Genomic DNA, 23,119 nt, shown 5'->3' with positions numbered 1-23,119 from the left:
ATCGCGTTGCACCGTCCTTTCAGGAACCACCATGAACGACCACCCCGCTTCCGACGCCTTCCAGCATGCCGAACTCGACTGGGACGAGAACGGCCTGCCGCAGTCCCGCCAGTACGGCGACGTGTACTTCTCCCGCGCCAGCGGCATGGCCGAGACCGAACATGTGTTCCTCACGCAGAACGATCTGCCCCGGCGCTTCGCCGCGCTACAGGACAACCAGCGCCTGGTGATTGGTGAGACCGGCTTCGGTACCGGGCTGAACTTTCTTTGTGCGTGGCATCTGTTCGAGCGCGTAGCCCACCCGCAGGCGCGGCTGCACTTCATCAGCGTCGAAAAACACCCGCTGACCCGCGAGGACTTGCAACGCGCACTGGCGCTGTGGCCGGAGCTGCAAGCGCAGTCCGGGCAACTGCTGCAACAGTACGTGGCGCTGAATCCGGGCTATCAGCGTTTCGTCTTCGCTGGCGGCCGCGTTGTGCTGACCCTGCTGATCGGCGACGTGCTCGAATGCCTGTCGAGCCTGGATGCGCAGGTCGATGCCTGGTTCCTCGACGGCTTTGCCCCGGCGAAGAATCCGCAGATGTGGCAACCGATGCTGTTCGCCGAGCTGGCCAGGCTTTCCGCGCCCGACGCAACGCTGGGCACGTTCACCAGCGCCGGCTTTGTGCGGCGCGGCCTGATCGAGGCCGGCTTCGACATGCAGCGGGTGCCCGGCTACGGCCACAAACGCGAGATTCTGCGCGGGCGCCTGCGAGCCGCCAACGTCAGCATTTCGGACAAGCCCTGGTTCGCTCGCCCGGGCTATACGACGGCCGAACGCCACGCGGTAATCGTCGGCGCCGGCCTGGCCGGCTGCGCGACGGCTGCATCGCTGGCCGCCCGCGGCTGGAAGGTGACGGTCCTCGAGCGCCACGCCGCGGCGGCACAGGAAGGCTCGGGCAACCCGCAAGGCGTGCTCTACCTCAAGCTTTCTGCCCACGGCACCGCACTGTCGCGGCTGGTGGTCAGCGGCTTCAGCTACACGCGCCGGTTGCTGAGCAATCTGCAAGCAGGCCAGGACTGGCAGGCGTGCGGCGTACTGCAACTGATCTACGACGAAAAGGAGCGCGAACGCCAGGCCGAGCTGGCGGCAGCCTTCCCAGCCTCGCTGGTCCATCCGCTGTCGCGCGAAGCCGCTGAGGCGCTGGCCGGAGTGGCCCTGGCCGAGGGCGGATTGTTCTACCCCGAAGCCGGCTGGGCCAACCCACCGGCGCTATGCCAATGGCTGCTGCGGCGACCGGGAATCGAGCTGCACAGGCATCATGAAGCGCTCGAATTGCGCCGCAACGGGCAATCCTGGCAGGTGCTGGGCGGCCAAGCATTGTTGGCCGAAGCGCCCGTGGTGATCCTGACCGGCGCGGCGGACGCCGCGCGTTTCAGCCAGAGCGCCTGGCTGCCGCTCAAGCGTATTCGCGGGCAGATTTCCTGCCTGCCGGCGAACACCCAGAGCGGCCAGCTGCGCACCGTGCTGTGCGCCAAGGGCTACGTCGCGCCACCCCGAGATGGCACGCACACGCTGGGTGCCAGCTTCAACTTCCAGCAGACCGACGATACCCCCAGCGTCGCCGAACACCAGGCGAATCTGGAAATGCTCGAGCAGATTTCAGCGGACCTGTACCAGCGTCTGCAGGCGGACCCGCAACGTACCGAGGAGCTGGACGGGCGCGTGGCATTTCGCTGTACCAGCCCGGACTATCTGCCGCTGATAGGGCCCCTGGCCGAGCCCGAGGCCTTCGCCGAAACCTATGCGGCGTTGGGCAAGAACGCCCGTCAGTCGCTGCACGCGCCCTGCCCGTGGCTCGGCGGGCTGTACGTCAATACTGCACATGGCTCGCGCGGAATGATCAGCGCCCCGCTGTCCGGCGAGCTGCTGGCCGCCTGGCTGGACGACGAACCGTTGCCGCTGCCTCGGGACGTCGCCGAAGCCTGCCACCCCAATCGTTTCCTGCTACGCAAGCTGATTCGCGGCACCTGAGACGCTCCGATGCCCGAGCCGCTGCCTACCGCAGGCTGCGACTTGCATCGTGCGTCGCCCGCACGGATACTCCCCCCACTATATTTCACATCCTGGGAGGCATCATGAAATCACTGTCTTTGCTGACGCTCGGCTGGTTTGCATTGCAGGCCCACGCCGCGCCTGACGTCGATACCGAGCAGCTGCGCGGCGAGGCTGCCAGCCTGATTCCACCGTTCCAGCAGCAGTTGCTTGGCACGGTCAAGCAGGCGATGGCAGACGGTGGCCCGGCGGAAGCCGTCAAGGCATGCCGTCTTCTCGCGCCGGGAATCGCCAGCCAGCATAGCCAGGCGCCCTGGAAGGTAGGCCGCACCGCGCTGAAGCTGCGCAATCCGGACAACGCGCCAGACACCTGGGAGCGCTCGGTGCTGGAGCAGTTCGCCAAGCGCTCGGCTGCAGGTGAACCGATCGAACAGCTCAAGCATGGTGAGATAGTGGCAGGCGAGTACCGCTACATGCAGGCGATCGGCACCGCTGAGGCCTGCCTGGGTTGTCACGGCGAAAAGATCAAGCCGGAGCTGGTGGAGCTGATCGACCGGCACTACCCGCAGGATCAGGCCCGCGGGTTTCGCGAGGGCGATCTGCGCGGCGCCTTCACCCTCAGCCGTGCCCTGCCACGCCGATAGGCCTTACACTCCGTCGGCGGGTGCGTGGCACCACTGCGACCCGCCGTTCATCCAAGGAACGCTCGCCAGCGCGAGCGTACCAACGATGGACGATGGAACGCTGACGACGGAGCACGCATGCAAACCGATACGGTCCCTACCATTCCCCTGGCATCCGGCAGCTTTGCCTGATGGACGTTCTACTGCTGGAAGCACTGGGCATCGGCCTCATTCTCGGCCTCTTGCTTGGCCTCACCGGCGCCGGTGGCTCGTTGGTCGCCCTGCCCCTGCTACTCAGCCTGCACCTGCCATTGCGCGATGCCATCGGCGTCAGCCTCGGTGCGGTGGCCATGTCCGCACTCATCGGCGCGATTCCGCGGGCGCGGCTCGGCCAGGTCGCCTGGCGCCCGGTCATGCTGCTGGCTGTCTGCGGCTTGCCGGGCAACGCTGCCGGTCAATGGCTCGGGCAGTTCATACCGGAGCGCGCACTGATCATCGGTTTCTGCCTGTTGGTGCTGTGGTCCGCCTGGCGCATGTGGCGCGGCGCCAACCTGCCGGCCAAGGAGAACGTCGAGGATCGACAGCTGGCGCTGCTGGGCATCGGCGTTGGCGTTGGACTGCTCTCCGGGCTGATGGGTGTCGGCGGCGGCTTTCTCATCGTCCCGGCGCTGCTCTGGTTTACTTCGCTATCGCTGCTCAGCGCCATGGCCACATCGATGGCGGTGATCGCCGTCGTCAGCGGCGGTGGCTTCCTGCTCTACCTTACCGATGCCGAGCCACCACTACCGCTGCTCGGCGGCCTGGCGCTGGGCGGTGCCTTCGGCGTGCTGGCCGGCAACCGCTTGGCGCAATACCTCAACAGCAGTCTGCTGCAGCGCCTGTTCGCGCTCATGTTGGTCACCGTCAGCCTGTCGCTGGGGATTCAAAAGCTGGTGCTGGGTCACTGACGATCAGGGTCGTCCCAGAACGGCCGGTTCACTTCCCATTCGATGTCGGCACGGCTGCGGCCGATGTCCTTGAGCATGTCGTCACCGAGCGCGGCCAGCTGGCGCCGTTGGCGTGCCAGTTCGCTCCAGCGCTGCAGCTTGTGCCAGGCCTGCAGCAGCAATCCCGGCGCGGGTGCCCGAAGTGCCTTCGGCAGGTGGAAAGATTGCAAAGCGACTTTGTGCATGTTCATCACGACGCCCTCCAGTTGGGTTGGCGTCAGTCTCGCGCCCGGATTAAGATCAATCCAACGAATGTTCCTGATGCCTTGCATCTCGAGGATTGATGAATAGCCAACTACCCGAATATCGACACCGAGCTGCTGCGCAGCTTCGTGGCCATCGCTGACCACGGCGGTTTCACCCGTGCCGCAGCCGCGGTGAACCGCACCCAGTCGGCGGTGAGCATGCAGATGAAACGCCTGGAAGAGGATGTGTTGCAGCGTCCGCTATTCGAGCGCAACGGTCGGCAGGTCAGGTTTACTGCCGAGGGCCAGATACTGCTGGGCTACGCGCGGCGCATTCTCAAACTGCACGGCGAAGTCATGACCACCCTGCGCCAGCCACACATGGTCGGCGCGGTACGCATCGGCACGCCGGACGACTATGTCATGCGCTTTCTACCCGGCATTCTTTCGCGCTTCGCCCAGGCGTATCCGCTGGTGCAAGTCGAGGTGCATTGCGAGCCATCGACCCAGTTGTTGCAGCGACGGGATCTGGACCTGAGCATCGTCACCCGCGAACCGGGCACCGAGATTGGCCAGTTGTTGCGCCAGGAGCACGTGGTCTGGGCCGCCGCCCCGGGCTTCGACCTGCATGAGCATCGCCCCCTGCCGCTGGCAACGTTCAATACCGATTGTTTCTGTCGCGCCTGGGTATGCAATGCGCTGGATGCGCGGGAAATCGAGTACCGGATCGCCTATAGCAGCCCGAGCCTGTCGGCGATCATGGCGATCGTGGGGGCAGGATTGGCGCTGACCGCGCAGCTGCAGAGCCTGATTCCTGCCGATCTGCAGATACTCGGTGAAAAGGAGGGCCTGCCGCGCCTGCCTCAAACCAGCATCGTGCTGCTGCGCAACCCGCAGCAGCAGTCACCGGTCAGCGAAACGCTCGCCGGCTACATCGCCGATGGCTTTCGCCTGTAACGACAACGCCGGTCATGGGCGACCGGCCGCCATCTCGTCGAACACTTCCGGCACTAGCGCCGCATCGCCCTTTTCCGCCAAGTGCTGGCGCTGCGTCTCCTGTGGATCGTCGAGAATCGCCAGCAAACGCGAGCCGCGCTCGGTAAGGACGAAATTCTCGCCATTGCCGCCCTCCTCCTCGGGCCGCGAAACAATGAAGCCACCTTCGAATAGCAAGCTTTCGTAGTCGGCCGCCTCGGCACGCAGGCTGTCAAGATTCGGCATCGGCTGACCTTCACTTTCCATCTGCGTCGCATGTTCTTCGGCGTAGTGGCGTGGCTTGAAACTGTCATTGGCGCCGCGTTGAACTTCATGCAACAGACGCTGGATAAGGCCCCAGTTATAGCTCATGGTCGTTCTCCCTCAGCAGATGTCCGCCTCGCGAATGAGGCGCCTACTGATTGGGACCTTTCACCACGTCGACCGGTTCGTTGTCTGAACTAAAGCGGCTGCGCTGCGATCCACCGTTCAGACCGATTGAACGAGGAGCGAGCCATGAAATTGCTGATGATTGCCCTGACCGCCGCCGCACTGGCCAGCCCGACCGTGCACGCCGCGTGCACCCCGGACGAAGTGAATGCCAAGGCCGAACAGCTGGCCGAACGCGTCAATCAGCTCACCAAGAGCAATCCGGAGCGCGCCAAGGAAATCAATGAGGAGATTCGCCAGATGGAAGCCAAGCGCACCGCCGACCAGTTGGGCGACGAGTGCGAGGCCTATGACAAGCGTCTGAAGCAGATCGAGGAAGCGGAACGCGAGGCCGACATCCCACCGGCCGACGCGCAGCGCTGAGGCTGAAGGCCGACGGTTACTCGGCCGTCGGCTTCTTGCGCTTGAGCGGCGCCATGCCATCCTGGCTCACCACCGGCGACGGTGACTCGCGCTTGGCGCCATTCGGGCGCTTGCCGGCAGGTTTGGATTTCTTCTCGGTGCCTTTCTTCTTTTCGATCTTTTTCTTCTTGGTGCCAGCTGCCTTGCCCGATGCTTTAAGGTTCTTCGGGCCCATGTAGCTGCCTTTCAGCCCCTTGATCACCCGCCGCTCGAAACGCTGCTTGAGATAACGCTCGATGCTCGACATCAGGTTCCAGTCGTTGTGGCAGATCAGCGAGATCGCCAGCCCTTCGCCACCGGCGCGCCCCGTACGACCGATACGGTGCACGTACTCGTCGCCCGAGCGCGGCATGTCGAAGTTGATCACCAGATCCAGCCCTTCGATATCCAGCCCGCGCGCCGCCACGTCGGTCGCGACCAGCACCTTGACGCCGCCTTCCTTGACCCGGTCGATCGCCAGCTTGCGGTCTTTCTGGTCCTTGTCGCCATGCAGCACGAACGCCTTCACGCCCTCGGCAACGAGCCGGCCGTAGAGGCGGTCGGCCTGTACGCGGGTGTTGGTGAAGATCACTGCCTTCTTGTACGTCTCGTTGGCGAGCAGCCAGTGCACCAACTTTTCCTTATGTTCGGTGTTTTCGGCAGTGATGATCTGCTGGCGCGTGCCTTCGTTGAGTTCGCTAACGCGGTTGAGCTGCAGGTGCAGCGGATCGCGCAGCACGCTGGCGGTCATCTCGCGCAGCGCGGCGCCGCCACTGGTCGCGGAAAACAGCAGCGTCTGCTGGCGTTTGGCGCACTCGCCGACCAGACGCTGCACGTCCTCGGCAAAGCCCATGTCGAGCATGCGGTCGGCTTCGTCGAGGATCAGCATCTCGACATCCTTGAGGACCAGCGTGCCGGCATTCAGGTGCTCGATCATGCGCCCAGGCGTGCCGATGAGAATGTCCGGCACCTTGCGCATGACTGCGGCCTGGACCTTGAAGTCCTCGCCACCGGTAATCATCGCCGACTTGATGAAGGTGAATTGCGAGAAACGCTCGACCTCCTTCAGCGTCTGCTGCGCCAGCTCTCGGGTCGGCAACAGAATCAGCGCCCGAACATCGGTGCGCACCACGGCATCGCCAATCAGCCGATTGAGCATCGGCAGTACGAAGGCGGCGGTCTTGCCGCTGCCAGTCTGTGCCGTCACCCGCAGGTCACGCCCTTCCAGCGCCGGCGGAATGGCCGCCACCTGCACTGGAGTCGGCTCGACGAATTTGAGTTCGGCGACGGCCTTTAGCAGGCGTTCGTGCAGGGCGAATTGGTCAAACAAGGGAGCTACCTCGGAGGTCGAAAAAAACAATGGCATAGGGTAACTCGTCTGCAGGGCAAAGGCGCGTTCTGTAACGGTCGCCATGTTTTCCCAGGCAAACACAGGCTAAGCTGAGGAGATCGAAGCGGCTTAATACTCAAGAGGTTCGCATGATGTCCAAAAAGCGAGTGGTATTGCTGACTGGCGCACTTTCACTGGCGTTATACGCCGCTGCCGGCGCCGCGCAGCCGAACAGTGATCACCCTGGCAAGGGCAAGCCCGACCGCGCACAACAGCATCAGCCTTCGGCACAGCAGCCGCATCGCTACCAGGGTCCGTCGGTGGACATTGGTTCGGTCCGCATCACCCTGCGTAGTCATCGCGATCTGCTAGCGCCGGTCTCGTCTCTGCCACCGGGCATCCAGAAGAATCTGGCGCGCGGCAAGCCGCTACCGCCGGGCATCGCCAAGAACATGGACAGCCGCCTGCTGGGACGCCTGCCGCGCTACGAAGGCTACGAGTGGAAACAGATCGGCCGCGACGTGGTTCTGGTCGCCATCGCCACCGGCATCGTTTACGAAATACTCGAGAACATACTGGATTGATCGGTTCGCGTTCAGGCAGCCCGCGCGATGAGGGCAGCCTAGCGTCCTACTCTGGCTGGCAGGTCAACTTGATGCGCAGGCGAATCACGTCGCGCTTGAACTTGGACGTCAGTGCCTTGCGCTCACCTGGTTGCAACTCCGTGCGTCGCGTGCGCGGCGCTTCCGGGCCGTTCTGGAACACGGCGGTACACACTGCAGCCGTGCCCCCATAGTTGAGCAGCAGTAGCCCGGCGAGGTCACGATCAATGGTCTGCGGGGTGACGGTGATCTCCGCGCCGTTGAGCTGCTGCTCGACGTCTACCGGATAAGTGACCGCATTGGCCGTGAGTGGCAGCAAGGCGACGAGTAGGTAACCGATTGTTTTCATTTTGACTGGGCTCCTCTACAGAGTGGCCAGCCTAACAGACCTTGCTAAAGGAACCGAAGGAATGAAAGTGCCCCGTGTGACCCTCGATCAGTGGCGCACCCTGCAGGCGGTCATCGATCACGGCGGCTTCGCCCAGGCGGCCGAAGCGCTGCATCGGTCGCAGTCTTCGGTCAGCTACACCGTGGCACGCATGCAGGAACAACTGGGCGTGCCGCTATTGCGCATAGACGGGCGCAAGGCAGTGCTGACCGAGGCAGGAGAAGTGCTGCTGCGCCGGTCGCGACAGCTGGTCACACAGGCCAGTCAGCTGGAAGAACTGGCGCACCACATGGAACAAGGCTGGGAAGCCGAGGTGCGCCTGGTTGTCGATGCCGCCTACCCCAGCGCCAAGCTGATCCAGGCGCTCACCGAATTCATGCCAAAGAGCCGCGGCTGCCGGGTGCGCCTGCGCGAGGAAGTGCTCTCCGGGGTCGAGGAAGTGCTCAAGGACGGCACCGCGGACCTCGCCATCAGCGGCCTGGACATCACCGGCTATCTGGGCAGCGAGCTCAGTACCGTGGAGTTCGTCGCCGTGGCACACGCCAACCATGCCCTTCACCAGCTCGGACGCAAGCTCAGCGTGCAGGACCTGCAGAGCCAGATGCAGATTGTGGTGCGTGATACGGGCCTGCGCCAACCTCGTGATGCCGGATGGCTGGGTGCCGAACAGCGCTGGACGGTGGGCAGCCTGGCGACTTCCGTGGCCTTCGTCAGCAGCGGTCTGGGCTTCGCCTGGCTGCCCCGGCATCTGATCGGGCGCGAACTGGCCGAGGGCATACTCAAGCCGCTGCCACTGGTCCAAGGCAGTATTCGCCGGCCACTGTTCTATCTCTACACTAACCACGACAGACCGCTCGGGCCGGCTACCCGGATTCTCATCGAGCTGATCAAGACGTACGATGCTGGCCAGGCCACTCCACTGGCCGGCTGACAGCTTCCCCAACATCAGGAAAGACATCATGTTGAAACGCATCGCCCTCGCCGCCTGTACCGTTCTGCTGGCCGGCAACCTGTTCGCCGCGGAAAACCCTCGCGTACTGCTGACCACCAGCATGGGCGAGATCGAGCTGGAGCTCGAAGCGGAAAAGGCACCGATCAGCGTCGAGAACTTCCTCGGCTACGTCGACAGCGGCTTTTATGACGGCACCGTGTTCCACCGCGTCATTCCAGGTTTCATGGTCCAGGGCGGCGGCTTCGGCGAAGGCCTGAACCAGAAGCCGACCAAGGCCCCGATCAAGAACGAGGCGGACAATGGGCTGCACAACGTGCGCGGCACCGTCGCAATGGCCCGGACCCAGAACGTGAATTCGGCTACCAGCCAGTTCTTCATCAACCATCGCGACAACGATTTCCTCGATCACGGTGGCCGCGACTTTGGCTACGCGGTGTTCGCCAAGGTCGTACGCGGCATGGAGGTGGTCGACCAGATCGCCCAGGTGCCCACCGGCAACCGCGCCATGATGCAGAACGTGCCGCTGACCCCGGTGAAGATCATCACCGCGAAGAAACTCTGATCCCCGAGGGGCCGGTTCACCGGCCCTTTTCATTTCTGCCGGCACATACCCGGCTGCCGCCAGCGTGCGAAACCCTCAACCGACAGGAGATCGCGACATGACCGAACCACAAAGCCCACTGAACACCCCGGAAGGCGAAGCCCAGCTGCTGCAGGACCTGCTCAGCGCGGAGCGCGCCGGGGCCAAGGTGGCCGGCGACTCGTTGCAACAACCCTGCACACCGGAGCAACGGCAACTGCTCGAGCAGGTCCGCCAGGGCGAAATCGAAAGCTGCAAGTTGCTGCTCAACTGCCTGCAACATCTGGGGCTGGAACCCAACAAGGAAACCGGCGCCTTCTACGGCAAGGCGATGGCTATCGAATCGCTGGACGAGCGTCTGCCCTTCATCGACAGGGGTCAGCAGTGGGTGATCCGCAAACTGCGCGAGTACCTGCCGGGATGCCAGGACCCGCTGCTGCGTAGCGAACTGCAACGCATGCTGCTGATCCACGAGGAGAACAGCGCCGCCTCCCACGCCTGAGACAAACGACTAGCTGCCGGCCTGCCGGTACGGCAGCGCCTGGCGCGCCGCCTCGGCGTACGCCAGCACCCCCGCACGTTCCTGCTGGAGGAAATCCGCTACCGCGGCGCGCAAACCGGGGTGCTGCAGATAGTGCCAGGAGCGCGTGATCACCGGCTCGAAGCCACGAATGAGCTTGTGCTCACCCTGCGTCCCGGCATCGAACCGCTCCAGGCCGCCCGCGATGGCCTGATCGATACCCTGGTAGAAGCACGTCTCGAAGTGCAGCCGGTCAAACTCCGCCAGACAGCCCCAGTAACGACCGTACAGGCCAGACGCACTGCGCAGGCTGAAGGCCATCGCCACCGGCCTCGAACCCTGTAATGCCAGCACCACGCGAATCGCCTGCGGCATGCGCTCGGCCAACAGGCTGAAGAATTGCCGAGTCAGATAGGGCGTCTGACCGCGGACCTGATAGGTGTTGGCGTAGCAGGCATAGACGAAATCCCATTCCGCCTCGCTGAGTTCGTGCCCATCGCGCCACTCGAAGCTGATGCCCTGCCCCGCCACCTGTTCGCGTTCCTTGCGCAACTGTTTGCGCTTGCGCGAGGTCAGTGCATCGAGAAAGTCCTGAAAATCCCGGTAACCACGGTTGTGCCAATGAAACTGGCAGCCGATGCGCTCCAGCCAGCCATCCCGCCCCGCCAGCAGCTGATCGGCCCGCGGCTCGCTGAAATTCACGTGAAGCCCCGACAGTTCCTGCCTTTCAAGCCCAGCGGTGAGTACATCGAGCAGCTCACCGGCAGCCTGTACGTCGCCCAGCAGGCGACTGCCGGTGACCGGGGTGAAAGGCACCGCGCAAAGCAGCTTGGGGTAGTAGGCGATGCCGGCCCGCTGGCAGGCATCCGCCCACGCCCAATCGAACACGTACTCACCGTACGAATGAAACTTGCGATACAGCGGCAAGGCTGCCTGCAACGCGCCCTGCGGGTCGCGCAGCAGGAGATGGGCAGGTTGCCAGCCGCTACGCCCCCCCACGCTGCCGCTGTCTTCCAGCGCGTAGAGGAAGGCGTGACGAAGGAAGGGCTGATCATCGCTCAGCAGCGCGTCCCATTCGGCGGGGGGCAGTTCGGCGAGGCGGTACAGGGTCTGGATAGGCATGCGCGCAGTCTGGCCTGTCCCGCAGGCGAAAAAAAGCCCCGCCAGGGCGGGGCTCAATGGAGCATCACGGATGAGGTGATGTTTTAGAACACGTACTGGGCGCGCAGGCTGATGGCGTCGCCGTCGTCGTCGCCATTGGCGTTTACCACGTCGTCCACGCTGGTCTTCAGGTAGTTAGCCGAGAGCTTCACCGACTCGTTGGCGTACCAGTTGAGACCGATGGTGTGGGTCTTCGCACCAGCTTCTGCGCTGTCCAGCGCACCGACATAACCGCTCGGTGCAACACCGGTTTCATCGACGGTGATATCGTCGAAGCGGTAGAACACTTCCCAAGCACCGATCTGCTTGTTCTCCGGCTTGATCTTGTCGAACTTGCCGCCATCAAGCTTGTAGGAACGCGACTCGCCGGTCAGGGTGTAGGCCAGCTGGACGTTGTAGCCGGTGGCTTCGAGGTCTTCGAAACCTTCCATGGCGTCGACGGTGCGGGTCAGGTATTCGCCCTGAACCGAGAACGGGCCGATCATGTAAGCCGCTTCCAGACCCCAGGCCTGATCGCTGCCGTCGGTGCGAGTGCCGCCGAAGGTGGCGCGGTTGCCGTTGGCACTGTCTTCGGTGGTGCCACGCACGGACAGGCGCGGACGGATGCGTTCCAGGTAACCTTCTTCCACGTCACGCTGACCGAAGCTCGCGCCCAAGTGCAGCACCTGGTCCTTCTCGACGATCGGGGCGATCACGCCACGCAGCACGAAGCTGGTGTTGTTGGCGCCATCTTCGTCCTCGAGCATGTCGACGCCGTCGCCACCATCCTGACGATAGGCACCGGCCTCGCCGTGGAACATGCCGACAGTGGTACGCACGCGGATGCCTTCGCCGTCTTCGTGGTCGTTCAGCCAGGGCGCCAGGTCATAGATCGCCGAGCGCTCGATGGCGGTGATCCACTTGGAGCTGACCGCTTCTTCCAGGCCAAAGGTCGGTTTGATACGGCCAATCGAAACCTGGACCGGCTTCCAGCCGTTGTAGTGGATGGCCAGTTCGTTCCAGTTGCTGGAATCGTTGGTGAAGTTCCGGTAGAAGGTGTAGCCCCAATCGGTGAAGGCAACACCGGAAATCTCCAGACGCGCACGACGGAAATAGGTCTCGTCTGCGCGCTCGCCGTTCTGGGTGTAGAAACCATCGAAGCTGTCGGCATCAGCCTGCAGGCGGCCATTGATCTTGAACGAGAACTCCTTGTCGGTGGTTCCGACCTCCAGGCCGCCCTTGGTCTTGATAACGAGATCGGCGCCGTCGGTGGTGACGGTACCGGCGAAAGCCTGGGCGGAAACGGCCAGAGCCAGGGCGCTGGCAGCGAAACCGGCGAAGTGCTTACGGATCATCAAAATTCCCCTTTATGTTTAGCGTCGGAAACACACGAGATGGGCTCTTTGTGTTGGGGGCAATCTTGGCGACGGCGTATGTCAGCCAAATGACTGATATGTAAAGCTTTTGTGACAGCGGAACTTTCCGGGGAGCCGCATCGCAGAGCGGCTGCGGCACGTTTTCATCAGCTGCGGGCGTTGCGCTCGCTAGGCCGCCGGGCTCCGGCGACCAGTTTGTCGACCGCCTTCGCGGCGGCGACCATGCCGAAGGTGGCGGTGACCATGGTCACCGCGCCGAAGCCACCGGCGCAGTCGAGCTTGACGCCCTCGCCGACGAAGCTCTTGCTCTGGCACACGCCGCCATCAGGCTTCGGGTAGCGCAGCTGTTCGGTGGAGAACACGCAGGGCACGCTGTAGGTGCGCCCCGGCGTGCGCGAGAAGTTGTATTCGCGACGCAGCAGCGAACGCACCTTTGCCGCCAGCGGATCGTTGAAGGTCTTGTTCAGATCAGTGACCTGGATCTGTGTCGGATCGACCTGCCCGCCGGCGCCGCCGGTGGTGATGATCTGGATCTTGCGGCGCTTGCACCAGGCGATCAGCGCCGCCTTGGCCGGCACGCTGTCGATGCAGTCGATGACGCAGTCCATGTCTTCGGTGATGTACTCGGCCATGGTTTCGCGGGTGACGAAATCCGCCACTGCATGAACCTGGCAGGCCGGGTTGATGGCGCGAATACGTGCGGCCATCTCGTCGACCTTGGCTTTGCCCACTGCGCCATCGAGGGCGTGAATCTGCCGGTTGGTATTGGTGATGCACACATCGTCCAGGTCGAACAGGCTGATCTCGCCTACCCCGCTGCGCGCCAGCGCCTCGGCCGCCCACGAGCCGACGCCACCGATGCCGACCACCGCCACATGCGCAGCCGTCAGCCGCTCGAGGCCGACGCGGCCATACAGGCGGGCAATACCGCCGAAACGCTGATCATCGATAGACATGCCGACTCCCCGGAGAAAAACCTGGCGATTATAAGACCTCACCGCGTGCCGACCACTGCATCCGGCCGTCACCGCCACCCCGGCTTTGCTTTAATATGGCGCCCTTTCCCCCGCCGTACCGGAGCCGTGATGACCGCCCCCGCCCTCTCCCCGACCCTCGCACTGGCCTGCGAGCTAATCAACCGCCCCTCCGTGACGCCGCTGGACGAAGGCTGCCAGCAGCTGATGAGCCAGCGCCTGGCGGCTTGCGGCTTCGCCATCGAGCCGATGCACATCGAGGACGTGGAGAACTTCTGGGCCATTCGCGGCAACGAAGGCCCGGTGCTGTGCTTCGCCGGCCATACCGACGTGGTCCCCACCGGCCCGCTGCAGGCTTGGCAGAACCCGCCGTTCAGTGCGCGCATCGACGAGCAGGGCATGCTCCACGGCCGCGGCGCGGCAGACATGAAAGGCAGCCTGGCCGCCATGGTCGTGGCAGTGGAACGCTTCACCGCCGACCATCCGGACCACAAGGGACAGATCGCCTTCCTGATCACCAGCGATGAAGAAGGCCCGGCGCACCATGGCACCAAGGCGGTGGTCGAGCGCCTGCGCGAGCGCGGCCAGCGCCTGGACTGGTGCATCGTCGGCGAACCCTCGAGCACCAGCCTGGTGGGCGACGTGGTGAAGAACGGCCGCCGCGGCTCGCTGGGCGGCACGCTCACCGTGCGCGGCCAGCAGGGCCATGTGGCCTATCCGCATCTGGCGCGCAACCCTATTCATCTAGCCGCGCCGGCACTGGCCGAACTGGCCGCCGAACACTGGGACGATGGCAATGCGTTCTTCCCGCCGACCAGCTTCCAGATCTCCAACCTGAATGCCGGCACCGGCGCCACCAATGTCATTCCCGGCACGCTGGAAGCGGTGTTCAACTTCCGCTTCTCCACCGAATCCACCGTCGAGCAACTCAAGCAGCGCACCGCCGCGATTCTCGACAAGCACGGTCTGGACTGGAACGTGGACTGGGCACTGTCCGGCCTGCCGTTCCTCACCGAACCGGGCGCGCTGCTCGACGGCGTGGCCAAGGCAATCCGCAGCGTCACCGGCCGAGAGACCACGCCGTCCACCAGCGGCGGCACCTCGGACGGGCGCTTTATCGCCGCCCTCGGCACCCAGGTGGTCGAGCTCGGCCCGGTCAACGCGACCATCCACCAGGTCGACGAACACATCCTGGCCAGCGATCTCGACCTGCTGACCGAGATCTACTACCAGACCCTGGTGAACCTGCTCGCATGCTGATCTGCCCGATCTGCCAGGCGCCGCTGAGCGCGCTCGACAACGGCGTGGTCTGCGCGGCCAACCACCGTTTCGACCGCGCGCGTCAGGGTTACCTGAACCTGCTTCCGGTGCAGCACAAGAACAGCCGCGATCCGGGCGACAACCAGGCCATGGTCGAAGCACGGCGACGCTTTCTCGACGGCGGCCACTATGCGCCGCTGGCCCGACGCCTCGCCGAGCTGGCCGCCGAACGCGCGCCGCAGCGCTGGCTGGACATCGGCTGTGGCGAGGGCTACTACACCGCCCAGCTGGCCGAGGCATTACCGGACGCCGAAGGCTATGCACTGGACATCTCCCGCGAAGCGGTCAAGCGCGCCTGCAAACGCGCGCCGCAACTGGAATGGCTGGTGGCGAGCATGGCCCGCGTGCCGCTGGCCGATGCCAGCTACGACCTGCTCGCCAGCGTGTTCAGCCCGCTGGACTGGCAGGAGGCGCGACGCCTGCTCGCACCCGGCGGCGGACTGCTGCGCATGGGACCGACCCGCGAGCACCTATGGGAGCTACGCGCCCGGCTCTACGACGAGGTACGCGACTACGATGACGAGAAGCACCTGTCGCTGATTCCCGAAGGCATGCGCCTGGCCCACAGCGAAACCCTCAGCTACGAGCTGCAGCTGGACAACGCCCAGGCCCGTGCCGACCTGCTGGCGATGACCCCGCACGGCTGGCGCGCCAGCGCCGAGCGCCGCGCCGCCGTGATCGACAGTCACCTCAGCGTGCGGGTTGCGATACGCTACGACTGGATCGAACGCACACCCTAGCGTCCGTATATTTGCCTACGACCAAAACCTCGCACCACCACATAAGGCAGTCGCCCATGCGTCAACCCGATATCGAGATCTACCTCAGGGATGCCAGTCAGGAGGCCGTCGGCGAGTGGCTGGCCCAAGCCATTGGCTCATGTTCCGCCTGGCAACAGAAAGGCCAGACCTTCAAGTGCAGCGCCGCCGGCATTCCGGTGACCTGGCTGCCGAAGGCGGTGGGCAAATGGCATTGTCTGCTGCTGGAAAGCGATGCCACCCCCTGGGACGATGACCTCGCCTGCGCCCGCGCGGCGCATCAGGCTTTGGGTGTGGAAATCCGCTGCGCGCCAGGCGGCTGGCAGGAAGAGGAAGCCGTTGAAGAGGCCGACCGCTGGATCCGCATCAGCGATGACGGTGAAGAGGAAATCGTCTGGCGGACGGGCTGAACGGCATCGGCCGTATCGCTCATCCGTGGTGGACCGAAACCACCGAATAGCAAAACAAAGCCCGTCACTTGGACGGGCTTTGTCATTGCGCAACCGAAGTTACACGCCGGCGACGTCTTCGGCCTGCAGGCCCTTCTGGCCCTGGGTTACCGAAAACTCCACCTGCTGCCCTTCGGCCAGCGAGCGGTGGCCGTCGCCACGGATCGCGCGGTAATGCACGAACACGTCGGCGCCATTACCCCGCTGAATGAATCCATAGCCTTTTGCATCGTTGAACCACTTGACGGTTCCGGTCTCGCGCTCAGCCATTACCACTTCTCCAACTCGCTTTTTGTTATTCCTCAGAAGAGGGGTCGACGGTCAGGCCTTCGTGCATTCGGCTCCGGCGCAAATGCGACTCGAACGCGACCGTTGCCGGAGTATAAAACAACGATTTTCGCTGTCAGCCTCTTTTTTCCGCTGCGGATTTGACACCCTCGCCCGCCCCGGCCAATGCCGGAACGGGTGCTCTGTTCAGGCGCTCCGGCGGCGTCGCCATAGCCACAAGGCGAGCACGCCCAGGGTCAGAAGCAAGGGCACCAGCGCGATGTTGGCGAACTTCAGCGTACGCCCCAGCGCTTCGATGTCGGCATTGAGCTGGTAGCGCACCTCACGCAACTCCTTGCGGATACGCGCCTTCTCCTGCTGGAACTGACGCAACGCCTGCTCCTGCTCAGCCGTCAGCTCCAGCGCCTGCTCCGGGTCCGGACTCTGCAGCTCGGCCAGTTGCTGCTCGGTATCAGCCAGGCGCTGCTGCAGCACTTCTTCCTTCTCGCGGAAACGATCTTCGGCCTCGCGCTGCAAGGTTTCTACCATCACGAACGGACGGGTGAAGCGACCACGCGAACGCACGCTGATCAGCGCATCGGTGCCGGAAAGGTTGTCCAGCGCATTGATCACGAACGCGCCATTGTCCGCCCACGGCTGCGGAACGCGCTGGCCGAAGAAGTCCTGCACCTGCACCCACATGCGGTCACTCAGCAGATCGGTATCGGCGACGGCGATCACGTTGATGTTCTGGCTTTCCTTGATGCCCTCTTCACGGCCTTCGATGCCGTCCGGAAAGGCAGTTTTCGCCGGCCCCTGGATGCGCGCCGCCAGGGTGTAGCGCTCGCCGGTCGGCTCGAGACCAAGCAGCAGGGTTTCCGGGTTGTCCAGCGTGGCGAAGCGCTCGGCCTCCACCGGCATGGCGTAGTCGGAACTGCCGAACAGCGGCGTGAAGCGCGTCGTCGCGTCCTCCAGCGGCTCCAGAATGCCGGCGCTGGCGATGGTGATGTTTTCCAGCGCGGCGGTGGTCACGTCATCCTGATCCAGCGCGTTGCGCGGCAGGCTCAACCAGCCTGCGTGGCGCACCGGACGGCGCTCCGCACCGACGCCAACCGACATCGCGTAGGCTGCATCGACCAGCGCCTGTTGCGGCACCATGCGCACGCCCCAGGCCTTGAACAGTGGCTCGAGGTCGGACGCACGCTCCTCGCCGAATTCTCCTGGACCGATGCCCATGCCCGGATCGGCCTCGCTGTGCGGATCGACGAATACCAGCAGCTTGCCGCCACGCAGGACGAACTGGTCGATGGCGTACAGCGTCTGCTCGGGCAGATCCTTCGGGTGAATCAGCAGCAACACCGAGACGTTGGTCGGGATCATGTCCACATCGCGGCGCAGGCTTTCGATATGGAACAGCTGGCGGACTTCCTCCAGCACCATCCACGGCGGCGTCGCCTGCTGAGTCCGCATGTCGAAACCGCCGGTCAGCTGCAACCCTGACAGCACGCCGACCACCGGCAGCTCGCCACTAGCCAGGCCCTGCACCAGGCGGCTGATCTCGTACTCGAGAAACTCTTCCTGATCCAGCGGGAAGAACGGAATGATCTGCGTGCTGCCCTCGGCATTGGTGCCGGCGAGGCCGAAGTAGATCTTGTCACCGCCCTGGTTGAGCGGCACCGCCTGCAGGCCGAACTCGGCGGCACGGTCCTCCTCTTCGGAGAACGGCTGCGGGTCGATCACATGCAGCTTGAGCTTGCCAGCGGAGGCCCGCTCGTAGGCCTTGAGCATCTCCTCGACGCGACGTGCGTAGTTGCGCAGCGCCACCAGCTCCTTGGAGGTCTCGTCCGAGTAGAAGAAGTGCAGTTCGATCGGTTCCTTCAGGCCGTCAAGAATGCGCTCGGTGCCCTCGGAAATGGTGTAGAGCTTCTGCTCGGTCAGGTCGAGCCGCGCATTGGTGAACAGCATGCCGGACACGCCGTTGAACAGCAGAAATGCCAGTGCGATCAGCAGCAGCCCGGCACCGGAATAGATGATTCGTTTCATGTCTGTTCCCTCAGGCGGCTTTCTTCAGATCGACGACCACGGCAGTGGCAGCCAGCCAGGCGACGATCAGCGTGACGAAATACAGCAGGTCACGCAGGTCGATCACACCCTTGCTGATGGAATCGAAACGGATCAGGAAGCTCAGCGAAGCCACCGCATCGATCAGCCACTGCGGCGCCCAGGCGAAGGCATCCAGCACCATCGGCAGGCCACTCACGATGAACAGGAAACACACCGCCACCGCGAGGATGAAGGCGATCACCTGGTTCTTCGCCAGCGCCGACATGCACGAGCCGATCGCCAGAAACGCACCCGCCAGCAGCCAGCTGCCGAGATAACCGGCGACGATCACACCGTTGTCGGGCTCGCCCAGGTAATTGACGGTGATGACCATCGGGAAGGTCAGCAGCAACGCGATGCCGGCGAATACCCAGGCGGCGAGGAACTTGCCGGTAACCGCCTCGAAACGCGTAATCGGCAGCGTCATCAAGAGCTCGATCGAGCCGGACTTGCGCTCCTCCGCCCACAGGCGCATGGCGATCGCCGGCACCAGGAACAGGTACAGCCAGGTATGGAAGCTGAAGAACGGCGTGAGGTCGGCCTGGCCGCGCTCGTAGAAACCGCCCAGGTAGAACGTGAACACCCCGGAGAGCACCAGGAAGATCACGATGAACACGTAGGCCAGCGGCGTGGCGAAATAGCTGCCCAGCTCGCGCTTGAAGATAACCGGCAACTGGGTCATAGCGACTCCCCGCGAGTCAGGTTACGGAACACCTCATCCAACCGGCCGCGTTCCACGTCCAGCTCCTTCACCACCCAGCCATGCTGGGCGATCAGAGCACTGACCTGGGGGAAAATCACCTGCCCGGGCTGCGCCAGCAACGTCAGGCTATGCTCGGGCTCGTTGAATTCGACACCGGCCACGCCGGGCAACGCGGCCAGGGCAACGTCGTCCAGCGGACCGTCGCTGACCAGCGTGACGGCCTGGTGATATTTCGACCGGCTCTCCAGCTCCAGCGGCGTGCTGTCGGCCACCAGTCGGCCCTGGGCGATGACCACCGCGCGGGTGCAGACCGCACTGACCTCTTCGAGGATATGCGTAGAGATGATGACAATCTTGTCCTGCGCCAGCCCCTGGATCAGCTGACGTACCTGGTGTTTCTGGTTCGGATCGAGGCCATCGGTGGGCTCGTCGAGGATCAGCACCTGCGGATCGTGCAGGATCGCCTGGGCCAGGCCGACGCGACGCTTGAAGCCCTTGGACAGCGTCTCGATGGTCTGCCCCAGCACGTTCTCCAGCTCCACCTGGGCGACCGCGGCTTCGACCCGCTGGCGCTTGTCCGTCCCACGGAAGCCGCGGACTTCAGCGATGAACTCGAGAAAACCGCGCACCGTCATGTCGCCGTAGCAGGGCGCGCCTTCGGGCAGATAACCGATCTGCCGCTGGGCCTGCAGGGTCTGGGTGCGAATGTCGTGGCCGAGGATGCTCGCCGTGCCCGACGTCGGCGCGAGAAAGCCGGTCAGCATCTTCATAGTGGTGGACTTGCCGGCACCATTCGGGCCGAGAAATCCCAGCACCTCGCCGCGCTGGACCTGGAATGACAGGTCGTCGACCGCGGTGTGCTGGGCGAAACGCTTGGTCAGGTTGCTTATTTCGATCATGGACTCTCACCAGTGCATCAAAGGCCCTGGCGTGCCGCCGCGCGACCCGAGCCAGGTCCTGCAAAAATGCCGGCGGCACTATAAGAACAGCAACCCGACGAATGCAACCAGTCCCTCGACTGAGAGGACTACGCTGTTCATCACCGCTCTGCGCGCAATTCGCTATAAGGCCATGCCGCACGGATCGTAGACGCCCAGAATGCCGGCAGAGATTGAGAGACTTCCAGGCAGGCATGCCGCGACACGCCGATCCATTAGCAAGGACAAACCATGAAACTACGCAGGTCCAGAGAGCTAGCGAAAGTACATCTCTGCTGTTTGTTTGGCGCCATGGCGTGCTCAGCGTACGCCAGTGAGCCTGCGGAGTTTCCAGACGCACAAACCAGCGATCCAGCGACAATGGGATGGATGGTTGGCTCGCCGCCACCGGCTGATCGAATCCTGCGCTTCGAGGATGGCAGTTATTTTCGCTTCCCACAGATGCGCTGGAGCGTCGCCAACTTTCGACAGCTGATGCCTACCGTCAATGTCTCACGCGGCCTAGGTGAGTCTTCACTACTCGAGCACCAGCCAAGCAACGAGATCGATGCGCTGACATTCGTCCCTCTTGGTGGGGGCGAGCCAATGACCTGGCAGCAATCGCTGCAAGCCAATTACACCGACGGCATCATCATCCTTCACCGAGGGAAATTGGTGTACGAGCGCTATTTCGGCGTATTGAAGCCGCAAGGACAGCATGCTGCCATGTCGATTACGAAAACCTTCACCGGTACATTGGCGGCGCTTCTTGTGGCCGAAGAAAAGCTGGATCCCGAACGTCTGGTCGCTGATTACGTTCCCGAGCTGGCAGCGTCGGGTTTTGGCGATGCCAGCGTACGTCAGCTGATGGATATGACCACCGGCATTCACTTCAGCGAGGATTATGCGGACCCCAAGGCCGAAGTATGGGCGCACGCCGCCGCCGGCAATCCGCTGCCGAAACCCGCTGATTACCAGGGGCCACGGACCTATTACGAGTTTCTGCAAACGGTCAAACCGCAAGGTCGCCATGGCGAGGCCTTCAATTACCGCACCGCAAATTCCGACGCTCTCGGCTGGGTAATTGCGCGAGTGAGCGGCCAGAACGTCGCACAGCTGTTGTCGGAGCGCATCTGGAGTCGATTGGGCGCGGAACAGGATGCCTACATGTCGGTAGACTCCATCGGTACGCCGTTTGCCGGTGGCGGCCTGAATGCCAGCCTGCGCGACCTTGTGCGCTTTGGCGAAATGATGCGTAACGAAGGTCGATACAACGGCACTCAGATCCTGCCACCGGAAGTCGTGGCAGATATCCGTGGTGGAGCAAATCGAGACGACTTTGCGAAAGCCGGTTATCGACTGCTACCCGGCTGGAGCTACCGCAACATGTGGTGGGTCAGCCATAACGAGCATGGCGCTTTCATGGCCCGCGGGGTCCACGGACAAGCGCTTTATGTAGATCCGCTGGCGGAGATGGTGATCGCACGGTTCGCCAGCCATCCAGTGGCGAGCAACGCGGCAAATGACCCTACTTCCTTGCCCGCCTATGAAGCGGTCGCCAGGCATCTGCTGAACGCCGCCGATAGCGTGCGGAAGGTGCGAACACCCCTGGATTGAACGGCCTGTGATGACAGTTCTGAGCGACCTCCAGACAAAGCGCCTGCTTCTGCGGCAATGGAAGCCAGCCGATCGCGCACCGTTCGCCACGATGAATGCGGACCCCAGGGTCATGCGGCACTTCCCCGCCCTGCTCAGCCGGGCCGAGAGCGATGCAATGGCTGACCGCTGTCAGGCACTGATCGAAGAGCGCGGCTGGGGATTCTGGGCCGTCGAGCTGAAAGCCAGCGGCGCATTCATCGGCTTCGTCGGTCTGCATACGCCGTCGGCAACCTTGCCGTTCTCGCCGTGTGTGGAAATAGGTTGGCGCCTGGCGGCTGATTACTGGGGCCAGGGATTGGCCAGCGAGGCGGCGTGCGCCGCGCTAAAGACAGGGTTCGGCACGCTCGATCTTTCCGAAATCCTGTCCTTCACCGCTATCGAGAACCGGCGCTCACGTGCGCTGATGGAGCGCCTTGGCATGCGTGAAACGGAGGAGTTCGAGCATCCAGGAGTTCCCGTCGGCCATCCGCTTCGCCGGCACTGCCTGTATCGACTGGATCGCGAACGCTTTGCGGCGCAGTTGGCTGCAGCTGAATGACCGTTCATTCACGATTGGCTGGACTTCGCTGGAAACCCTGTTAGAACGGCACGCGCATAGCCGGACCCTCACCCCCTCCCTACGGATATTCTTCAATGCCTCAGCTGTTCCTCGCGCTTCTGTTCCTCGGCTTTTCCGGCTTCGCTCATGCGGAAGATGCCGATATTGCCCGGCTGTTCGACGAGGCTGGCGTGGACGGAACACTGGTGATCGAATCGGCTGGAACCGGCCAGCGCTACGTTCACAACGAAGCCCGCGCGAAGCAGCCGTTCACCGCCGCATCCACATTCAAGGTGCTGAACACGCTGATCGCGCTGGAGGAAGGCGCCATCGCCGGCGCCGACGAGATCATCCCGTGGGACAACACCCGTTACGAGATCGAGGCCTGGAACCAAGACCAGACGCTGAAGAGCGCCTTCCAGGTCAGTTGCGTCTGGTGCTATCAGTGGCTGGCGCGGCGGGTGGGTGCGGCTGACTATCCGCCACACATCCGCCAGGCGCATTACGGTCAGCTGCGCGAGCCCTTCAACGGTACCGAGTTCTGGCTGGATGGCTCGCTGACCATCAGCGCCGAGCAACAGATCGAGCTGCTCAAACGCGTGACCGCGCGCAGCCTGCCGTACCGCACCAGCAGTTACGACACATTGAAGACAGTGATGCTCACCGAAGCCGCCAAGGACTATCGTCTTTACGCCAAGACCGGCTGGGCCGCCCGCAGCACGCCCGGCACCGGCTGGTACATCGGCTACGTGGAGACTGGTGAGAATACCTGGCTGTTCGCCTTGAACCTGGACACCCGAACCGTCAGGGACCTGCCGTTGCGTCAGCAGATCGCCCTGAACGCATTGCGAGCCAAAGGCATTCTGCCGGCGGACTGAAGCAACTCAGCAGCAACCCGGGTGGCGCGC

26 protein-coding genes are annotated in these 23,119 nt (G+C 63.6%); 15 read left to right on the top strand and 11 right to left on the bottom strand.

The window, feature by feature from the left end:
- Positions 1-31: 31 nt before the first annotated feature.
- The 3 genes from mnmC to LW136_RS09320 all read left to right on the top strand — a co-directional run bounded on the left by mnmC (position 32) and on the right by LW136_RS09320 (position 3,605).
- Positions 32-2,014, top strand: a complete 1,983-nt coding sequence (mnmC, locus tag LW136_RS09330; RefSeq protein WP_234175036.1) for a bifunctional tRNA (5-methylaminomethyl-2-thiouridine)(34)-methyltransferase MnmC2/FAD-dependent 5-carboxymethylaminomethyl-2-thiouridine(34) oxidoreductase MnmC1 — start codon at positions 32-34, stop codon at positions 2,012-2,014.
- Between the two features lie 104 nt (positions 2,015-2,118).
- The gene (locus tag LW136_RS09325) at positions 2,119-2,679 is read left to right on the top strand and encodes a Tll0287-like domain-containing protein (protein WP_234175035.1); all 561 of its coding nucleotides are present in this window, start codon (positions 2,119-2,121) and stop codon (positions 2,677-2,679) included.
- Positions 2,680-2,849: 170 nt separating this feature from the next.
- Positions 2,850-3,605: a sulfite exporter TauE/SafE family protein gene (locus LW136_RS09320; protein ID WP_014820023.1), complete on the top strand. Its 756-nt coding sequence runs from the start codon at positions 2,850-2,852 to the stop codon at positions 3,603-3,605.
- Here LW136_RS09320 and LW136_RS09315 read toward each other — a convergent pair.
- The gene (locus LW136_RS09315) at positions 3,599-3,835 is read right to left on the bottom strand and encodes a DUF1127 domain-containing protein (RefSeq protein WP_234175248.1); all 237 of its coding nucleotides are present in this window, start codon (positions 3,833-3,835) and stop codon (positions 3,599-3,601) included. The two genes, LW136_RS09320 and LW136_RS09315, sit on opposite strands and share 7 nt — an antisense overlap.
- A 96-nt stretch (positions 3,836-3,931) precedes the next feature.
- On the opposite strand from LW136_RS09315, the gene LW136_RS09310 reads away from it, so the two are divergent.
- Positions 3,932-4,786: a LysR substrate-binding domain-containing protein gene (locus LW136_RS09310; protein ID WP_003303972.1), complete on the top strand. Its 855-nt coding sequence runs from the start codon at positions 3,932-3,934 to the stop codon at positions 4,784-4,786.
- Positions 4,787-4,798: 12 nt separating this feature from the next.
- Here the strand turns inward: LW136_RS09310 and LW136_RS09305 are convergent, their stop codons facing one another.
- Entirely contained in the window at positions 4,799-5,176 is a 378-nt protein-coding gene (locus tag LW136_RS09305) for a transcriptional regulator (RefSeq protein ID WP_234175034.1), read from the bottom strand.
- 144 nt (positions 5,177-5,320) lie between these two features.
- Between LW136_RS09305 and LW136_RS09300 the strand changes: the two genes are divergently transcribed.
- The gene (locus tag LW136_RS09300) at positions 5,321-5,617 is read left to right on the top strand and encodes a hypothetical protein (RefSeq protein ID WP_023447113.1); all 297 of its coding nucleotides are present in this window, start codon (positions 5,321-5,323) and stop codon (positions 5,615-5,617) included.
- Positions 5,618-5,633: 16 nt separating this feature from the next.
- Here the strand turns inward: LW136_RS09300 and LW136_RS09295 are convergent, their stop codons facing one another.
- Positions 5,634-6,965, bottom strand: a complete 1,332-nt coding sequence (locus tag LW136_RS09295; protein WP_003303968.1) for a DEAD/DEAH box helicase — start codon at positions 6,963-6,965, stop codon at positions 5,634-5,636.
- A 149-nt stretch (positions 6,966-7,114) separates the two neighbouring features.
- Here LW136_RS09295 and LW136_RS09290 point away from each other — a divergent pair, with 149 nt between their 5' ends.
- Positions 7,115-7,549: an anti-virulence regulator CigR family protein gene (locus LW136_RS09290; RefSeq protein WP_234175033.1), complete on the top strand. Its 435-nt coding sequence runs from the start codon at positions 7,115-7,117 to the stop codon at positions 7,547-7,549.
- A gap of 46 nt (positions 7,550-7,595) precedes the next feature.
- On the opposite strand, the gene LW136_RS09285 is transcribed toward LW136_RS09290, so the two are convergent.
- Positions 7,596-7,916 (bottom strand): hypothetical protein, encoded by a 321-nt coding sequence (locus LW136_RS09285; protein WP_023447110.1) that lies wholly within the window; start codon positions 7,914-7,916, stop codon positions 7,596-7,598.
- A gap of 61 nt (positions 7,917-7,977) precedes the next feature.
- Between LW136_RS09285 and LW136_RS09280 the strand changes: the two genes are divergently transcribed.
- The 3 genes from LW136_RS09280 (at position 7,978) to LW136_RS09270 (ending at position 9,989) form a co-directional block, all read left to right on the top strand.
- Positions 7,978-8,886 (top strand): LysR family transcriptional regulator, encoded by a 909-nt coding sequence (locus tag LW136_RS09280; RefSeq protein ID WP_014820018.1) that lies wholly within the window; start codon positions 7,978-7,980, stop codon positions 8,884-8,886.
- A gap of 28 nt (positions 8,887-8,914) precedes the next feature.
- Complete coding sequence (locus LW136_RS09275; protein ID WP_041013647.1) at positions 8,915-9,469, top strand: peptidylprolyl isomerase; 555 nt, start codon at positions 8,915-8,917, stop codon at positions 9,467-9,469.
- Between the two features lie 97 nt (positions 9,470-9,566).
- Positions 9,567-9,989, top strand: a complete 423-nt coding sequence (locus LW136_RS09270; RefSeq protein ID WP_014820017.1) for a DUF6306 domain-containing protein — start codon at positions 9,567-9,569, stop codon at positions 9,987-9,989.
- Between the two features lie 9 nt (positions 9,990-9,998).
- Here the strand turns inward: LW136_RS09270 and LW136_RS09265 are convergent, their stop codons facing one another.
- From LW136_RS09265 to tcdA, 3 genes are all read right to left on the bottom strand, one after another.
- A complete protein-coding gene (locus LW136_RS09265; RefSeq protein WP_234175032.1) occupies positions 9,999-11,129 on the bottom strand; it encodes a GNAT family N-acetyltransferase in 1,131 nt (376 codons plus the stop codon).
- A gap of 83 nt (positions 11,130-11,212) precedes the next feature.
- Complete coding sequence (locus LW136_RS09260; RefSeq protein ID WP_042928005.1) at positions 11,213-12,502, bottom strand: OprO/OprP family phosphate-selective porin; 1,290 nt, start codon at positions 12,500-12,502, stop codon at positions 11,213-11,215.
- Between the two features lie 167 nt (positions 12,503-12,669).
- Entirely contained in the window at positions 12,670-13,479 is an 810-nt protein-coding gene (gene tcdA / locus LW136_RS09255; protein WP_044314830.1) for a tRNA cyclic N6-threonylcarbamoyladenosine(37) synthase TcdA, read from the bottom strand.
- Positions 13,480-13,608: 129 nt separating this feature from the next.
- Between tcdA and dapE the strand changes: the two genes are divergently transcribed.
- Genes dapE through LW136_RS09240 form a run of 3 tightly spaced genes read left to right on the top strand, consistent with a single transcriptional unit; the run spans position 13,609 to position 15,985 of the window.
- The gene (gene dapE, locus LW136_RS09250; RefSeq protein ID WP_234175031.1) at positions 13,609-14,757 is read left to right on the top strand and encodes a succinyl-diaminopimelate desuccinylase; all 1,149 of its coding nucleotides are present in this window, start codon (positions 13,609-13,611) and stop codon (positions 14,755-14,757) included.
- Positions 14,751-15,557 (top strand): putative RNA methyltransferase, encoded by an 807-nt coding sequence (locus tag LW136_RS09245; RefSeq protein WP_046621181.1) that lies wholly within the window; start codon positions 14,751-14,753, stop codon positions 15,555-15,557. Before dapE ends, LW136_RS09245 begins: the two co-directional genes overlap by 7 nt.
- A 56-nt stretch (positions 15,558-15,613) precedes the next feature.
- Positions 15,614-15,985: a hypothetical protein gene (locus LW136_RS09240; protein WP_234175030.1), complete on the top strand. Its 372-nt coding sequence runs from the start codon at positions 15,614-15,616 to the stop codon at positions 15,983-15,985.
- Positions 15,986-16,084: 99 nt separating this feature from the next.
- Here the strand turns inward: LW136_RS09240 and LW136_RS09235 are convergent, their stop codons facing one another.
- The 4 genes from LW136_RS09235 to LW136_RS09220 all read right to left on the bottom strand — a co-directional run bounded on the left by LW136_RS09235 (position 16,085) and on the right by LW136_RS09220 (position 19,996).
- The gene (locus LW136_RS09235; protein ID WP_003283763.1) at positions 16,085-16,294 is read right to left on the bottom strand and encodes a cold-shock protein; all 210 of its coding nucleotides are present in this window, start codon (positions 16,292-16,294) and stop codon (positions 16,085-16,087) included.
- Between the two features lie 204 nt (positions 16,295-16,498).
- On the bottom strand, positions 16,499-18,334 hold the full coding sequence (locus tag LW136_RS09230; protein WP_234175029.1) for a GldG family protein: 1,836 nt from the start codon (positions 18,332-18,334) through the stop codon (positions 16,499-16,501).
- Positions 18,335-18,344: 10 nt separating this feature from the next.
- Positions 18,345-19,076 (bottom strand): ABC transporter permease subunit, encoded by a 732-nt coding sequence (locus tag LW136_RS09225; protein WP_003303946.1) that lies wholly within the window; start codon positions 19,074-19,076, stop codon positions 18,345-18,347.
- The gene (locus LW136_RS09220; RefSeq protein ID WP_014820008.1) at positions 19,073-19,996 is read right to left on the bottom strand and encodes an ABC transporter ATP-binding protein; all 924 of its coding nucleotides are present in this window, start codon (positions 19,994-19,996) and stop codon (positions 19,073-19,075) included. Before LW136_RS09220 ends, LW136_RS09225 begins: the two co-directional genes overlap by 4 nt.
- 270 nt (positions 19,997-20,266) lie before the next feature.
- Between LW136_RS09220 and LW136_RS09215 the strand changes: the two genes are divergently transcribed.
- The 3 genes from LW136_RS09215 to blaOXA all read left to right on the top strand — a co-directional run bounded on the left by LW136_RS09215 (position 20,267) and on the right by blaOXA (position 23,089).
- Positions 20,267-21,631, top strand: coding sequence for a serine hydrolase domain-containing protein (locus tag LW136_RS09215; protein WP_102833088.1), 1,365 nt, complete (start codon positions 20,267-20,269; stop codon positions 21,629-21,631).
- 10 nt (positions 21,632-21,641) lie between these two features.
- Positions 21,642-22,211, top strand: a complete 570-nt coding sequence (locus LW136_RS09210; RefSeq protein WP_234175028.1) for a GNAT family N-acetyltransferase — start codon at positions 21,642-21,644, stop codon at positions 22,209-22,211.
- A 95-nt stretch (positions 22,212-22,306) separates the two neighbouring features.
- On the top strand, positions 22,307-23,089 hold the full coding sequence (blaOXA, locus tag LW136_RS09205; protein WP_234175027.1) for a class D beta-lactamase: 783 nt from the start codon (positions 22,307-22,309) through the stop codon (positions 23,087-23,089).
- Positions 23,090-23,119 lie beyond the last annotated feature (30 nt).

This window comes from Stutzerimonas kunmingensis (assembly GCF_021432085.1).
In the GTDB taxonomy this organism is placed as follows: domain Bacteria; phylum Pseudomonadota; class Gammaproteobacteria; order Pseudomonadales; family Pseudomonadaceae; genus Stutzerimonas.
The sequence above is the reverse complement of the archived record's forward strand: the minus strand, read 5'-3'. Positions and strand labels throughout refer to the sequence as shown.